The sequence below is a fragment of the Mucilaginibacter aureus genome (assembly GCF_053514885.1).
Genome location: NZ_CP170601.1, coordinates 1,284,252 through 1,300,475 on the forward strand (window position 1 = coordinate 1,284,252; position 16,224 = coordinate 1,300,475).

Genomic DNA, 16,224 nt, shown 5'->3' on the forward strand with positions numbered 1-16,224 from the left:
CATGAAATTTGTTTTTGCCAGCTATGTAACAACGCCCGAGTTTAAAAGCCCTTTAACCTGGCTTAAACGCATCAATATTTACACGGGCATTTTAGAGGCGCTAAGCAAAAAACACGAGGTTATCAGCATTGAGCATATCGACTATACCGGCCAAACTTTTCATAATGGTGTAAACTACCTGTTTACAAAATTTGCCAAAACCGAACGCCACTTTCCTTTGGCCATGCATCGTTTTATCAAAAGGCAAAAACCTGATGTTGTATTTATCCAGGGCCTCAATAACCCGCTGCAGGTAATACAATTACGACTGACATTAGGCCCCCGTATCCCGATAATGGTACAAAACCATGCCGAAAAGCCATTTACCGGGTTTAAAAAACAGCTGCAAAGATTAGCCGACAGGGGTGTAAATGCAACCCTTTTTGCATCGTATGCCATGGGTGCCGAATGGGTAACCAAAGGTAACCTTACATCCCCCCAAAAGATACACGAGGTGATGGAGGTATCCTCGGTTTTTTATCCTGTCGATAAAGCATCGGCGAAAGCGAGAACAGGCGCAACCGGCACCCCGGTATTTTTATGGGTGGGCCGGCTTGATCAGAATAAGGATCCCTTAACCGTAGTGAGCGCATTTTTACGTTTCACCGATAGCAGTCCGGACGCAAGGCTGTACATGATCTACCATACCGAGGAGTTGCTTGACGAGATCAAAGCTTTACTAAACCAGCACCCCAACGGTAATACGGTGGGTTTGATTGGCCGCATACCTCATGACGACCTGTTATACTGGTATAACAGTGCCGATTTTATTGTAGCAGGCTCGTATTACGAAGGCAGCGGTACTGCAGTTTGCGAGGCCATGAGCTGTGGATGTATCCCCATTATTACTGATATCTTTTCGTTTCGCAGCATGACTGATAACGGGCGGGTGGGCTTGTTATATGAAGCCGGGAACCAGCAGCAATTACTCACCACGTTATTTAAAAGCCACTATTATTTGAATATTCCCGCCGAGCGCGAAAAAGTACTGGCATTTTTCAGATCCACCCTTTCATTTGAGGCAATAGCCAAACGTTTTGAAGAAATAGCGGCTTCACTTTAGGCGTAAAGCTGCATAATGTTGCTGGCCACGTTTTCAATAGGATAGGCCAGCACAGGGGCATGATCGGGCTCGGTCTCTTCAAATATCTCGAGCAGCGTAAGGCACATTTCTATCATATTGTTAACCCGGTGATGATGCTCGATATGAGCATCCATTGGCTTTACAAACGATACCACCTGCGCACCCGCATACAGGGCCTCTAAAAGCACAGCGCCAAAACCTTCGTACGATGAGGTGTGCAGAAACACTTTAGAGCGCTGCATCAGCGAAAGCACTTCGGCGTGCGGCACCTCATCCCGTAAGGTAATATTGTTTTCGAGCTTGTTTTGTTTGATGATAGTCAGCAACCTTTCCTTTTCGGGACCTTTACCACAGATCACCGCATGGATATCGGGCATAAACTCTTTCAAAAATTTCACCACATCAATAAATATGTCGTATTGTTTAAGTGGGATCAATGCTCCGGCACCTAAAATGTCGATATCGCGCTCACGGCCGCCGGGTCCAAACAGGGAAACATCAACCCCGGTAGTAATGGTGTTGCCGGGTAAAATGCCATAGTTTTTAAATACCTGCCTGGCCACAAAGTCCGACAAAGCGATCAGCGATTCGCCGGTTGGCTTTATCCATTTAAAATAACGATTACCCGGCCTTGCATCCTGCCCCAGCATCCAGCTAAAATGTTTAAGCCTGTGTAGCTTTGCAAAGTAATGGCCAACAAATGCGCACTCATCAAACCAAAAGCTTAACAGCCCGATGAGTTGATGTTGCTTATTGAGTTTAGCCAGCGTTTGCCATACCTGTACCCAGTTGGCTAAACGATACGCCCGGCTCCGGTTTTTGCCGCCCAGGGCAATTACCGGAATATCGTTCCAGGTGTATGATGCCTTTTTAAAAGGGTATTCGAAAGCTATGATAATGATGTTCAATCGCGGGTAAGCTTGCTTAAGCGCGCGGATAAAAACCTGGTTAAGCGGCATGCAGGCGGTGTCGGCCTCGCTTTCGGGGAAGCCGGGGCTCAATATCACTAAGGTTTTACTTCCGTTCATTGTTATAAGGATTACGCCAATGCGGCGCGTATAGTTGCCTGTAATTATTTATTTTACGGCCATCGAAAACTGCCTGGAATAAAAACAGGCGCAATGCCAAGCAATATTTCTTTATTTGTCGGCATAAGAAAATTATTTTTTGATTTAAGCCTTTTTGTCAATCAGAAATATAATCTCTACCTTTCACACAAACTGATTAAATTATTCAAAAATCATGAAAACAAAATCCTCCGTGTGGCTGGCAATCCCTTTAGCACTTGCTGTGTCGTGCAAAAACAAAACAAGTACTGATGCGGCTGCCGCCCGTACTGTATTTTTCGATAAAAGCGGCATGGACACCACTGTTAAACCCGGCGACAACTTTTTTTTATACGCCAGCGGTAACTGGTTAAAAAAAACCGAAATACCTGCTTCGCAAACCGGTTGGGGATCATTCTATACTTTGTTTGATGATAACCAGAAAAACCTTCACCAGATCCTGGATGATCTTTCATCACATGATAATCCTGCCGGATCTAACGAGCAAAAGGTAGCCGATTATTATACCAGCGGTATGGATACGGTATCCATCGAAAAATTAGGTTTCGACCCGCTGAAACCGATATTTGCACAAATTGACGCGGTAAAGGATTATAAAGGCCTGGTAGCCCTCTCGGCTGATGGCTTTAAAACCGGCGATGGCTTTTTGTTTGGTTTTAACATTTCGCCCGATGATAAGATCAGCACCAAAAACGCGGCACAATTTGGCCAGTCGGGTTTAACCTTACCTAACTGCGAATACTATTCAAAAACCGACAGCGCGAGTGTAAAGATCCGCGCCGAGTTTGTTAAATACATTACCAAACTGTTTACCCTTGCCGGTGTTGACCCAGCTACCGCTGCTAAAAATGCCGATGCTGTTTTGAAACTGGAAACCCAGATCGCAAAATCGCACTCAACTCCGGTTGAACTGCGCGACCCGGTAAAGAACTACAACAAATTTGCGGTTGTTGATTTCCAGAAACAAATGCCTGACGTTGACCTGAAAGACGTACTAAACCGTTTAGGCGCTAAAACCGATACTGTTTTGGTTGGGCAGCCTAAATACTACCAGGCTTTGGATGGCCTGCTGAAAAGCCAGCCTATTGACGTTTGGAAAACCGAAATGAAATTCGGCGAGCTTAATGGCTCTGCACCTTACTTAAGCAAAGCTTTCCGCGATGCCCGGTTTGAGTTTTGGGGTAAAAACATGAGCGGCCAAAAAGTACAAAAACCGCGCTGGAAATCGATGGTATCGAGCGTTGACAATGGCTTAGGCGAACTGCTTGGCCAGGTTTACGTTGAAAAGTACTTTACCCCGGATGCAAAACAACGCATGCTCGACCTGGTGAATAACCTGCAAGGTGTTTATAAAGACCGTATTGAGAAAAACACCTGGATGAGCGACGCTACCAAAAAGAAGGCCGAAGAAAAATTAAATGCCTTTACCAAAAAGATCGGTTACCCGGATAAATGGAAAAAGTATGATGACGTGACCATCAACAAGGCTACTTACTTTGCCAACCAGCAGTCAATAGCTAAACACGATTATACCGAAATGATCAATAAACTGGGCAAGCCTGTTGACCGTACCGAGTGGGGCATGACTCCGCCGACAGTGAACGCTTACTACAATCCATCGTTTAACGAGATCGTTTTCCCGGCCGGTATCCTGCAGTTCCCATTCTTTGATAAGGATGCCGACGATGCCATCAACTATGGTGCTATCGGCGCGGTTATCGGGCACGAAATGACCCACGGCTTTGATGATCAGGGCCGCCAGTATGATAAAGACGGTAACCTGAAAGATTGGTGGACACCCGAAGATGCCGCCAAATTTAAAACCCGTGCACAGGTGGTTGTTGATCAGTACAACAAATACACTGTACTTAAAGATAACCTGCACGTTAACGGCCAGCTAACCCTTGGCGAAAACTTAGCCGACATTGGCGGTTTGGCCATAGCTTACCAGGCCTTCAAAAATACCCCACAAGGTAAAGGCGATACCAAAATTGATGGTTTAACACCCGATCAGCGTTTCTTCCTGTCATTCGCACAGGTATGGCGTATCAAAGATCGCGACGAAACCATGAGGCAGCGCATCAGCGGCGACCCGCACTCGCCCGAAATGTACCGTGTTAACGGCCCGCTGTATAATATGCCTGCTTTCTACAAAGCATTCAACATACAACCTACCGATAAACTTTACCGCCCCGAAGCTGAGCGTGTAAATGTGTGGTAAGGATCAGTCCGGAGTCTTGAGTCTGAAGTCTCGAGTCAAGGAAATGACAATAAAAAAGCCCCGGGTTTAAAATCCGGGGCTTTTGTTATATCGAAACCAGCTTAGATCAAATTAACGCTCCTATTTACAAAGTCAGTCAACTCTGCACCGGTCAACATCCCTTGCGAAAGCAGGGCCAGGTCGAACGCCTGGCGGGCCAGTGCGGTTTGCTCTTCCTCGTTCTCGTCGTTCAGTATGCGGCTGATCAGTTTGTGGTTACCGTTGATAGATACCTTGTAGTTATCGGGCAGCGAACCATAAAAGCTCATCCCGCCACCCATCGCAGCCATATCTTTCATACGGCGCATAAACTCGTCCATGGTTACGGTTACCGGTAATTCTTCCGGACTCAGGCTTTCAATCTCCACCTTCATGTTAGGCTTGGTGATCGCTTTTTCGAAAATAGCTTTAACCTTGGTGCTTTGCTCTTCAGTCAGCACATGTGCAGGGGTATCCGCCTTATTGATCAGTTTGTCTATCACATCGGCGTCCACACGCTTAACCGAAGTTTTCTCTAACTTCTGCTCTAATTGACTAACAAAATGGTTATCTATCGGCGAGTTCATCAACAATACATCATAACCCTTTTTGTTTGCCGATTGAATAAAGGTATCCTGTTTAGCCGGGTCGTTGGTGTACAGGTAAACTATTGTGTCGTCTTTGTTGGTCTGGGTGGCTTTTACTTTTTCTTTATATTCATCCAGCGTATAAAACTCATTGGCGGTATTGGTCAGCAGCGCAAAGTCTTTCGCTTTATCGTAAAACTTCTCTTCGCTAATCATACCGTATTTCACAAACAGGCCGATATCGCTCCATTTTTCCTCAAAACCCTTACGGTCGTTTTTAAACAGGTCTGACAATTTATCAGCTACCTTTTTGGTGATATAGCTGTTGATCTTTTTAACGTTGCTGTCGGCTTGTAAAAAGCTACGCGATACGTTCAGCGGGATATCCGGTGAGTCGATCACACCATGCAGCAGCATCAAAAACTCAGGCACAATGTCCTTAACCTCATCGGTAATAAACACCTGGCGACTAAATAATTTGATCTTGTTTTTGGTGATCTCAAAGTCGTTCTTCACTTTCGGGAAGTACAATACGCCGGTAAGGTTAAACGGATAATCCACATTCAGGTGGATCCAGAACAGCGGCTCTTCCGAGAATGGGTACAACTCTTTGTAAAAATCCAGGTAATCCTGGTCTATCAGTTCAGATGGAGCTTTCGTCCAGATCGGGTTGGTATTGTTGATGATATTGTCAACAATAACTTCGGTATATTTTGGTTTACCTTCTTCGTCCTCACCATCCGGCTCACGCTCCGTTTCGGTACCAAATTTAATGGGTACAGGTAAAAATTTGCAGTATTTGTTCAATATCTCCTGCAGGCGGCCCTTATCCAAAAACTCCTCACCTTCAGCGTTGATATGCAAAATCACATCAGTACCGCGGGTTGTGCGGCTGCCTTCGGTAATTTCAAATTCGGTGCTGCCGTCGCATATCCAGCGGGCGGGTTCGGCGCCATCCTGGTACGATAAGGTTTGGATCTCAACCTGGTCGGCCACCATAAACGCGGAGTAAAAGCCTAAACCAAAGCGGCCGATGATCTCATTGGCATCTTTAGCATCCTTAAACTTCTCCATAAACTCGGTAGCGCCCGAAAAAGCGATCTGGTTGATATATTTTTTGATCTCTTCGGCAGTCATACCCAAACCATTATCACTAATGGTAATGGTTTTTGCAGCCTCGTCAAAAGCAACCTCAACCTGCAGGTCGCCTAAAGCACCGTTATATTGGCCAAGCGATGCCAGGCGTTTAACCTTCTGCGTAGCGTCAACGGCATTAGAAACCAGCTCACGCAAAAATATCTCATGATCGGAGTATAAAAACTTTTTAATGATCGGGAAAATGTTCTCGGTATGTATCGAGATCGTTCCTTTTTCTTGCATATTATTTACTGTTTGTTTGATTTATATTGTTCTGTTCAGGTACTATCAAGCTCTGTTCCAAACGGGGTAATTTGCCAAATTGGCAGGGCAATTTGATTTCGAATTTCGAATGTTCAATTTCGGATTTTTTAAGAGGTCATGCCGAACTTGTTTCGGCACCCCATCATACAGAGTGACTGCGCAAACCTCTCCGCGCGTCATTGCGAGGTACGAAGCAATCCCCGAGTTACAGAGCCGCTATACAAATCATTTTGAATTTTGGCTTTTGAATTAACTTGGGCGTTGCCTCCGGCCGGGCTATCCGCTCATACTGCACAGGCCTTAGCCACATGCCGGTATCCGCTCCTATCCCTAACGCAGCTACCGTAACACATAGGTATTCTTCGGTATTTTCAGTTGTTATCAAAGGCATTACTAATCTAACCGAAGCAATCAATCATTCAATAACTCAGTCCTTCAATCATTAAATCCAGGGGGGAAATTGTAAGAAATTTTCGCATCATCTCAACTCCCGGCTTCGCGCCTCAAGCTTCGTGCTTAATCTTACAAGATACTAAAATTAATACCAAAAACCAACTTTCAGCCTCGATTTTACACGTGGCCTGTACGTAACATTGTTTATTGTATTAGTTTTGTTTATCACAAACCCGCAATGAAACAGTTATGCTTTATATGCCTGATAGCAGGCGCAATTATATTTTCAGGCTGTTCAGGCCATGATAACGAAAACAAGCTAAAAGATAGCTCGTCGACAGCTGATACCGGTTTGCTCGCTGATAAAAACTTTGCTTTCAAAAACATCAGCAACACCTTGTTTGAAAATAAATTTAAAGAGCACAACGGTAAACTTTATGCCGACTCAACTTATACGCTCGCTTTTGTTGAGCTGTCAAAAGCACAAAAAGTGAAATTTCTCGCCGCATCCATGAAGAAAGAAGTAGGCGTAAACAGTGAATATGTAAGGGATATGATGGGCGCGTATTTTATAGCCAAGCAAGAAAAGATAGGCAACCTGCAGCCAATAATTGTTCAGGTTGGGGGTGATGATTATGGTGCGCTAAAAATGATTCTTTTGGATAACAAAAATTCGGTTGTAAACGTGTTCAACATCACTGGCGGAATGCTGGGCGGGCCATCCACCATTGGGGATTCGCTCACACAATACGAGGCGCGGAACTACTCGTATTTAAATAAAAACATTGTCACTAATACAGTAATCAGTATTTCGGATTATGACGATTCTCTAAAAAAACCTTCTATTGTCGATTCGAACGTATTTAAAATACTTATTCACAATACAGGTAAAATAAGTACAAAACAAATTGTACACAAAGAATACCGAAAGGCTCACAACCCTTAAAATGGGTTCAAGAGCCGGTTTATTTAAGCCATAAAAGTATCCAGGTAAAGCTCCTCAACCTTCTTCCTGGCCCAATCGGTTTTTCGTAAAAATTTCAGGCTCGATTTCACACTCGGGTCGTGTGTAAAACTGTTTATTTTGATGAGCTGCCCAAGCCGCTCCCAGCCATAATGCTCAACCAGTTCGGTTACGATAGCTTCGAGGGTTTTACCGTGTAATGGGTTATTGGGTTGGGTAGACATGGTACAAAAATACTAAGAAGAATCAAGAGCCAAGAATCAAGATTCAAGACGTATCTGCATAAACGCTTTTGTCTTACTTTTTGATTCTTGGCTCTTGATTCTTAATTCTATTTTTCCGGTACTTCCAAACTAATATAATCATACATGATATGATTGGTGCGATTACCAGCGCTGCCCTGTACCAGTGTAATTGTGTTATCCCCAACTTTCAATTTCGATACAGGGATACTTAACACGTAAGTACTGTATTTAGCGTGGATACCCTGCCGCACCAGTGCATTGCCTCCCACATTAAAAGTTGGGGTAAAGCTGTTGAATATATTGGTATCGTCGTTAACATAAGTTTCCAGCCGGCCACGGTCAACACTGGCAAAAGCAAAGGTAAGAGTAGCATTGCCGCTTGCGGGCAGTTGAGCCAGCGTAAAATTGATCTTCCATGGCCAGGCCACAAATTTACCGTCGCTGTTCAGGTACGAGCTATGTACATAGTTCCAGTCCTTGCGCCAGTCGCTTTTGTCAACAGTATATACAATAGGGTTAGGCAGGGCTTTGCTATAAGTTTCCCACATAAACGAGTTCCAGTACTGGTCGCCAAACATAAACTCTTTGGCGGTACGGTCGGGGATACCAATTTCCCAAACCAGTTTACCTTTGGTTCGGGGAATGTTCCATTGCAAATTCCCCAGGCTAACTGCTTCACCCGCTTTTATTGTAATGTTATCTTTTGCATATTCACCCACGGCACCGCTTACATAAGCATGCAACGTATAAGTACCTGGGCGGATGTTCGGTATCGTGAAACGGCCGCCAGCATCTGCTTTTACCCAGTATTGATAGTTTTTCGAATCTTTTTCCCAATCGGTCCCCGGCACACAAAGGCCAATCCAGGCATTGCCGCCTTTTACATTGGGTTTGTAGGGGTCATCTACTATAAACCTGCCGGTAGCCGTTCCCCGCTCGTTGGCTAATGGATAATCCGGGTTGCCGGTCAGCCATTTATAGGGCCATCGGGCTTTTTCTTCATCCACTTTGTGTTTAGCGTCGGCCCACATTGTACTTACATTGCTACCGCTGTTAATGTATAGCAGCCATGGTCCAAATGCTTTACTCCATTGTTCGCCGTCTGCTACCTGCGTGCCGCTGCCGGCATAATGATCGCGGCCAAAATGCAGGTGGTTTATGCCGGATGCCGCATTCAGATCGGCCTGGTTTGGGCCATCGTTAAAAAAGTCGTACCCGCCTAAAACTATCCAGCCGCCAATGTGGTATTTGCTGCTGGTATGGCCGTAAGTACCGATATCATAATAAGCGGCGCTGTATTCGTACTTACATTCGTATTTGCCTGCTTTAACACCGGTTGTCATCTTTTTCGATTCGGGGATACTGGTATTTTCCTCGTGCTCATAATCGTAAGCGTTGGGCATATCCATGTTGCGCAGCGAGTCGACCACGATATGATCAAAAACCCCCTCCTGCAGTTTCCACACAAAGCGCCACTCGCCCATGCTGGTTTTTGGGTACGATGCCGGGTGGTTAAGCATCACATAAGCGTAAATACCCGATTCGCCTTTTTTGATCACATAATGTGCCTCGATATCAAAAGCCTGCGGGCGTAAGCCGGGATGCCATACGCTTTTAAACGCCACATCGATCAACTCACCATTTTGTGTTTTTACCGATACCTCGCACTGTTTGGGCTGGCTATAATCCTGTTTGCCGTCCATACTGTAATAGCCGTCTTTTAATACTTCGATACCTTTGTATTTGTACGATAGGATATGCGCACTCCCTTTGGCAATATGTGCCGATACAATACCATTATCGAGCGTGATATAAACGCCATTGTCCTGATAAACAGGCGCTTTATTAACATCGGTTTGAACCTGCGATAATAAAGGTGTGATAAATAATAGTGCCAGGGCGGCAACAGCGGTTTTGATCATCATGATTAGATTGAATTGGTAAGACCAATATAACCCGAAAAGGTTAATTGTCGAAATAACAATTTTATTACGCTTGTTCTATCGTATCGATCAGCGCCTGCAAAACTTTTTTGAGCGAGGCCAGCACAGCCATGTCTGTAACTTCCCCTTCAGCATTTATTTTAGTGCGCACAAACGGTACCAGCAGTTTAGCATCATCAGGTAATTTGGCCGATATAGCGCCCAACACCAGCTGCAAAGCGGCATGCGCATGCTCACCCTGGCTCGAAGCCGTGATAAGCGCCACAGGCTTATCCACAAACTCGCCCGACGACACCGTCCACTCCAACGCATTCTTTAAAGCGGCCGGGATACCAAAGGCATATTCGGGTGTACAGATCAGCACACCATCAGCTTCTGTGAGTTGCTTGCGCAGATCGGTAACCGTTGCAGGCGGCACATCGGTATCCAACCCCGGGTCAAAATGCGGCAGATCGGCCAGGCCCTCATACAAGGTAACTTTAACATTTGCGGGCACCATCCCCGCAAGGGCATTAATAATAACACCGTTTGATGAGTTTTTGCGTAAACTGCCCGATATGGCCAATAGGTTGATGGTTTGCATTTTAACGTGTGTAAAAATTAGGTGCCAATATATTATCTTGTACCGCCAAATCCACTCACCATGAAAAAATTATACACTGCCATTACTTTACTATTATGTGCACCGCTATTTGTTTTTAATGGTTTTGCCAAAGCCGGTTCACTGAAGATCAGCGGCAAAGACACTACTGCAAAAGTCGATACCGTAACACATATCATCGGCACCTCAGCCGATCTATCAGGTGCACCCAAACCCAAAAACCTGTATGTGCAATTAGATAATGGTACCAACGGCACTGCGCTATCATCATTGATCCGTATTAACCAAACAGCCGCCACAGCGGGCAGTATACAGGGCTTGGAGGCTTACGTTAAAGTTAAGCACCCGGTGGGTGTTGTTAATTTAGCATATGGCTTGCTCGGCCATATCGAGCAGGGTAGCAGTTCAATTTTAACCACAGCCAGGGCCGTGCAGGGGGGCATCGTTTATAAAGGTTCGGGCAATACCAATAGCGCAAGCTCTTTTTACGCTTTCCAGTCTGTTGATGGCGGTAGTGGTACCATAACCGATGCCTACCTGTATTATGGTAACGCCTTCCCAAAATACGGTGTAAGCTATAGCAATAAATGGGGCGTTTATATTAACGATAACACTGCAAAAAACTATTTGCCGGGCCCAACAAACATGGGCACTTTAACCCTTACTACCGCTAATGGCAGCACCGGCGATAGCTTATTAACCGTACACAACGGCGTGGTTCAAAAAATACCTGCTGATACACGTGTAAATGGTGCTTATCATTTGTTTACGCCGGTTAACAAAGGTTCGGTTGCTTTGGTAAACAACTCAACCAATATCATTAACCCACCGGCAACCATAGCCAGGTTAACATTAACCTTGCCACCAAACGCTGCCGATAACGACCGCATAAAACTCAAGTACACCCAAACCGTAACAGCTATAACGTTTTCGGGTGGTATTGTAGTTGGCAATCCCAAAACCGGCACGGCAGGGCAAATGGTCGAACTTATTTACAATGCCGGTACCCACTGCTGGTATTAAATGCTAATCAGTATTTATTAAATGATGCTGATAATTAAGATACCTTTGCAGCATAATTTTACAACATTATGCGATTTAAATTAGGCGATTTTGTACGTTTTGTGGATGAGCGGCGCGAGGGTTATATCACCACCATTTTTGATGAGGAGATGATTGGCGTAACCGGCGATGATGATTTTGAGATCCCCGTTTTAGCCAGCAAGGTAACCACCGTATACGGGCACAAATCCAGCGGGATAGAGAGCCAGGCCTTTGAGGAAACCCGCACCTCCGAAGCCGAATTTATAATCAAAGGTATTTACCTGGCTGTTACCAGCGATCAGCGTATCGCTTCGGTTGTACATTTCCATTTGGTTAACGAAACTTCGTTCCAATTGCTGCTTAGCCTCACTACCGAAAAGCTGCACAAGTTTAAAGGCGAGTACGCAGGTATCATCGCACCAAAAACAGCAGTAAAAATTTATTCGGCTCCTTTGCCCGATATCCAGCTTTGGCCTAAATTTCATTTCCAGGCCCTGTACTATACTTCGCAAAACATCACTCTGAACGAGCCGCTTGTTTACAAGGAAAATTTTAAGGCCAAAGATTTTTCGGGCAGCAAAAAACAGGTGCCTATGCTTAAAGAACAAGCCTGGCTTATCCGTTTAGATGAACCCGAAATGGTAATTGATGCCGAAAAACTAAAGGAGAGCTTTTTTAAACCTGCCGAAGAAAAGCGCGAGATCGAGAAACCTTCTCAAGAGATCGATCTGCACATAGAAAAACTGCGCGACGACCATCAGTTTTTGGGCAGCGCGGATATTTTACGCATCCAGTTGGAGGCCTTTAAAAAAGCCCTGGATGCCGCCATTGTGCACAAGCTGCCCTCGGTTACTTTTATACACGGCGTTGGCAACGGCACCTTAAAAAACGAGCTGCACAAACTGGCCGGCAAACACCCGCAGGTGCAAACTTTTATGGATGCACGTAAAGAAAAATTTGGCTACGGCGCTACCAAACTGTTGCTAAAATAACCGCCCGGCAACAGTGTTTTAGGGCATTTTAACAGGCAAACAATACCATATACCATTTTGGTATAAATAATAAATTGCGCTCAAACGCTTTTATTTCAAAACTTTTTTACCTACGTTTATACTAATTACTGATATTTATCGAATTATTCGCTGTATCCGCTTTCAGTTTATAAACCGTTAAATCCTAAATTATAATTCGTTACCACCCTGTACACTTAAGCCCGGCGTTATTGCAACTGTTGCTTAATTTTATTTAGGGTAAAATATAAATTAATGAAGAGTACCCGCTCAGTTATTGTTGCTACCGGTAGTTATATACCCGATGTTATTGTTCCGAATGCAGAGTTTTTGGAGCATGCCTTTTTTGAGCGCGACGGCAGTCCTATCGCTAAGGATAACCAAACCATCATTGAAAAATTCCGCGAGATAACCGGCATAACCGAACGCCGCTATGTGCAAAAAAACCAAACCGCGTCAGATATCGGTTTGATTGCCGCGCAGGATGCTTTAACAAGTTCGGGCATCGACCCGGAAACGTTAGATTATATTATTGTTGCCCATAACTTTGGCGATGTGGTTTGCGGCACCAACCGTACAGATATGGTGCCCACACTGGCTGCGCGTATTAAACACAGGCTGGGTATTGTTAACCCCGATTGTGTTGCTTACGATCTGCCTTTCGGTTGCCCGGGATGGGTACAGGGCGTAATACAGGCCGATTATTATCTCCGTTCGGGCGATGCCAAACGCTGCCTGGTAATAGGCGCCGAAACCATATCGCGCGTAAGCGATGCGCATGATCGCGATTCGATGATCTATGCTGATGGCGCCGGGGCCGTAATTTTAGAGGCCCGCGAAAACAGCGAAGCCGGCATACTGGCACACAAAGCACAATCGCACACTATTGAGCACGCCATGCTGCTGGCCATGCTGCCATCAAGCGGCCCTGATGACACCGATAAAAACAACCTGTATCTTAAAATGAACGGGCGTAAATTATACGAGTTTGCCCTTACACAAGTACCGCTGGTTGTTAAAGCCGCTTTGGATAAAGCAGGTGTAAATTTAAGCGAGATAAAAAAAGTGCTCATACACCAGGCCAACGACAAAATGGATGCCGCCATTTTAACCCGTTTGTTTAAATTATACGGACTTGAAAACACCGATCCGTCCATCATGCCCATGACCATCTCCTGGCTGGGTAACAGCTCGGTAGCTACCGTGCCTACTCTGCTCGACCTGATACAAAAAGGAAAAATGGAAGGCCAGCACATCAGTAAAGGCGATAAAGTGGTTATGGCATCGGTAGGCGCAGGCATGAATATCAACGCTGTTATTTATCAATTTTAAAAGATAACGCAGTGTAATTTTTGCTTTTCGCCTATTGCATATCAAATTATTAACATTACCTTGCGTGCTTATTAAAATTAAAAATACAATACAATGCAAGGAACAGTAAAATTTTTCAATGTGACTAAAGGTTTTGGATTCATCGTACCATCAAACGGCGATGCCGAAATTTTTGTTCATTCTTCTGGCTTAGTAGATCAAATCCGTGAAAACGACAGCGTTGAATACGAAGTAGAAAACGGCAGGAAAGGCCTTAACGCGGTACAAGTGAAAGTAGTTGGTTAATTCCATATCATCATAAAAATCGTTGCAGCATCCACCAAAAAGTGGATGCTTTTTTTTGTGTTATAGCTTTCGTATCCAGCTAATTAAAAAACTATTTTTCAAGTAAAGCCTTGTTTATCAAAATATAACCTTACTTTGCATTTCATTATAAATCTAAAAATAAAAATACAATGTCACTCGGAACAGTAAAATGGTTTAACGGAACCAAAGGTTATGGCTTTATCACTCCTGAAGATGGTAGCGCTGATGTTTTTGTACACATATCGGCTTTAGAACAGGCTGGCTTACGCGATCTTAAAGAAGGTCAGGCGATCAGCTACGAACTGGAGCACGATGCCAAAAAAGGAAAAGCTTCTGCAGGCAGTTTAAAACTCGCATAATAAAGTTTTAAAGCACTCCGATGATCATCGGGGTGCTTTACTTATAAGCTTTAAAACGGCGGCGTCACAAAGGTAAACTAAACCAAAACGTTGAGCCCTTCCCCGGCTCGCTTATCACCCCAATTTTACCTTTATGTAACTCGATGATCTGGTAACAGATAAATAGACCCAGCCCCAGCCCCTGGAAGGCTTTTTGCGAATTACCAACCCTGTAAAATTTTTCAAAAATACTTTTTTGTTCATCCTTGGGTATGCCTATGCCATAATCCTGCACAGATATCGTTACCTGCTCCTCTTCAACCTTCGATGTAATGCTGATCACGCTCTCGTCGGGTGAGTATTTAATGGCATTAGTGATAAAATTATTCACTACCTGCCCTATGCGCTCCCTGTCGCCGGGCACTGCGGCTACCGGGTCGAGGTTAACATCAATGCGGTGCTTTTTAGTGGTGTGTTGCAGCGATTGGCTAATTTCAACAACCAGGTCATTCAGGTCAAATTTAGCGATGTTAAAATTTACCGCCCCCGCCTGTAACGAGCTTACATCAAGCATATCATTGATCATCCGCACAATGCGGTTAACCTGGTGATCAATTTTAGTGATAATTTCGTGCGATGAAGTATCCGTGCTGCCCCTAAAACGATTTTCGAGTACCTGTGTAAAAGCTTTTAAGCTGGTTAAGGGTGTTTTTAACTCGTGCGACGCCACACCAATAAAGTCTTCGCGCTGTTTTTCCAGGTTTACCCTATCGGTAACATCCGTAAAGTTTGATATAATGGCATTCACCATAGGCTCGTGCAGCAAATTGGTCAGCCGGCTTTCCAGCCATATCCACTTTCCGTTTTTATGCTTTACGCGATGAAGCATTATAACGGTTTTACCCGGGTGCGATGCCAGCCTGTAAAACTGCTCCTTAGCGTATAATACCTCACTCTCATGGCTCAATTCCCACGGTTGATGCCGGGCAAGCTCATCAAGGGTATAACCCAATATGGCCTCCACCGAAGGGCTGCAATAAATACGCACACCTTCGGCATTGTGCATGGTAATGCCTTCGGTACTTTTTTCAACCAATGCCTTAAATAGCATATCGCGCTGGTGCATCTTTTTTACGGTTCGCCTTAAAGCAGCGCTCAGGCCAACAATAAAACTGCACTCCAGTATAAACAAGCCCGTTTGGGTCAGATGGTCTGCATCAACAGAAAAGGCATTATATGGATATAAAAAAAAGAAATTAACCAATACCGCCATGCATAAAATGATCAGCATGGCAACTATTTCACCAAAGTACCGGGCGGTAATAACAATAACAGCAAAATAAAGTAAAAATGGTGTTGAGATGCCCATATAGGTAAACAGCATCAGCTTTAACAAGGTAACCCATACCAGCAACAGTAATGGTATGCCGTATTTGATGTAAAAAGGGCTATGTATAAAATTGGTGTTGCCTGCTGTAAGCTTTTTTAACCCCGACATATCAATATCAAAAATACAGATTAGAAATTCTCAATAGTAAAAAAATTATGGAGTTTGTTAATTGCGATACGTTGATACTATTAATACCTGTATTATGCAATTTGTTTTGGTTTAGACTGACAGATGTGGATGT

14 protein-coding genes are annotated in these 16,224 nt (G+C 44.4%); 8 read left to right on the forward strand and 6 right to left on the reverse strand.

What is annotated here, in order from left to right; all coding sequences use genetic code 11:
* Position 1 precedes the first annotated feature (1 nt).
* On the forward strand, positions 2–1,102 hold the full coding sequence (locus tag ACFGVR_RS05385) for a glycosyltransferase family 4 protein (protein WP_448701631.1): 1,101 nt from the start codon (positions 2–4) through the stop codon (positions 1,100–1,102).
* On the opposite strand, the gene ACFGVR_RS05390 is transcribed toward ACFGVR_RS05385, so the two are convergent.
* Entirely contained in the window at positions 1,099–2,151 is a 1,053-nt protein-coding gene (locus tag ACFGVR_RS05390; RefSeq protein ID WP_448701632.1) for a glycosyltransferase, read from the reverse strand. The genes ACFGVR_RS05385 and ACFGVR_RS05390 overlap by 4 nt on opposite strands.
* A 214-nt stretch (positions 2,152–2,365) precedes the next feature.
* On the opposite strand from ACFGVR_RS05390, the gene ACFGVR_RS05395 reads away from it, so the two are divergent.
* A complete protein-coding gene (locus ACFGVR_RS05395; protein ID WP_448701634.1) occupies positions 2,366–4,411 on the forward strand; it encodes a M13 family metallopeptidase in 2,046 nt (681 codons plus the stop codon).
* Positions 4,412–4,512: 101 nt separating this feature from the next.
* Here ACFGVR_RS05395 and htpG read toward each other — a convergent pair whose 3' ends face one another.
* The gene (gene htpG / locus ACFGVR_RS05400; RefSeq protein ID WP_448701635.1) at positions 4,513–6,396 is read right to left on the reverse strand and encodes a molecular chaperone HtpG; all 1,884 of its coding nucleotides are present in this window, start codon (positions 6,394–6,396) and stop codon (positions 4,513–4,515) included.
* A gap of 652 nt (positions 6,397–7,048) precedes the next feature.
* Here htpG and ACFGVR_RS05405 point away from each other — a divergent pair.
* Positions 7,049–7,756, forward strand: a complete 708-nt coding sequence (locus ACFGVR_RS05405; RefSeq protein WP_448701637.1) for a hypothetical protein — start codon at positions 7,049–7,051, stop codon at positions 7,754–7,756.
* 23 nt (positions 7,757–7,779) lie between these two features.
* Here the strand turns inward: ACFGVR_RS05405 and ACFGVR_RS05410 are convergent, their stop codons facing one another.
* The 3 genes from ACFGVR_RS05410 to ACFGVR_RS05420 all read right to left on the reverse strand — a co-directional run bounded on the left by ACFGVR_RS05410 (position 7,780) and on the right by ACFGVR_RS05420 (position 10,545).
* A complete protein-coding gene (locus tag ACFGVR_RS05410) occupies positions 7,780–7,998 on the reverse strand; it encodes a VF530 family protein (protein ID WP_448701638.1) in 219 nt (72 codons plus the stop codon).
* 107 nt (positions 7,999–8,105) lie between these two features.
* On the reverse strand, positions 8,106–9,944 hold the full coding sequence (locus tag ACFGVR_RS05415; RefSeq protein ID WP_448701639.1) for a polysaccharide lyase family protein: 1,839 nt from the start codon (positions 9,942–9,944) through the stop codon (positions 8,106–8,108).
* A 64-nt stretch (positions 9,945–10,008) separates the two neighbouring features.
* Positions 10,009–10,545: an NADPH-dependent FMN reductase gene (locus tag ACFGVR_RS05420; protein WP_448701640.1), complete on the reverse strand. Its 537-nt coding sequence runs from the start codon at positions 10,543–10,545 to the stop codon at positions 10,009–10,011.
* Between the two features lie 60 nt (positions 10,546–10,605).
* Between ACFGVR_RS05420 and ACFGVR_RS05425 the strand changes: the two genes are divergently transcribed.
* The 5 genes from ACFGVR_RS05425 to ACFGVR_RS05445 all read left to right on the forward strand — a co-directional run bounded on the left by ACFGVR_RS05425 (position 10,606) and on the right by ACFGVR_RS05445 (position 14,614).
* Positions 10,606–11,586 (forward strand): hypothetical protein, encoded by a 981-nt coding sequence (locus ACFGVR_RS05425; RefSeq protein WP_448701641.1) that lies wholly within the window; start codon positions 10,606–10,608, stop codon positions 11,584–11,586.
* A gap of 68 nt (positions 11,587–11,654) precedes the next feature.
* Positions 11,655–12,599 carry a Smr/MutS family protein gene (locus tag ACFGVR_RS05430; protein WP_448701642.1) on the forward strand — a complete coding sequence of 315 codons (945 nt, stop codon included), beginning with the start codon at positions 11,655–11,657 and terminating at the stop codon, positions 12,597–12,599.
* A 273-nt stretch (positions 12,600–12,872) separates the two neighbouring features.
* Entirely contained in the window at positions 12,873–13,949 is a 1,077-nt protein-coding gene (locus ACFGVR_RS05435; RefSeq protein ID WP_448701643.1) for a 3-oxoacyl-ACP synthase III family protein, read from the forward strand.
* A 93-nt stretch (positions 13,950–14,042) separates the two neighbouring features.
* The gene (locus tag ACFGVR_RS05440) at positions 14,043–14,234 is read left to right on the forward strand and encodes a cold-shock protein (protein WP_448701645.1); all 192 of its coding nucleotides are present in this window, start codon (positions 14,043–14,045) and stop codon (positions 14,232–14,234) included.
* Positions 14,235–14,404: 170 nt separating this feature from the next.
* Entirely contained in the window at positions 14,405–14,614 is a 210-nt protein-coding gene (locus ACFGVR_RS05445; protein WP_448701646.1) for a cold-shock protein, read from the forward strand.
* Positions 14,615–14,678: 64 nt separating this feature from the next.
* On the opposite strand, the gene ACFGVR_RS05450 is transcribed toward ACFGVR_RS05445, so the two are convergent.
* Positions 14,679–16,091, reverse strand: coding sequence for an ATP-binding protein (locus ACFGVR_RS05450; protein ID WP_448701647.1), 1,413 nt, complete (start codon positions 16,089–16,091; stop codon positions 14,679–14,681).
* Between the last annotated feature and the right edge of the window lie 133 nt (positions 16,092–16,224).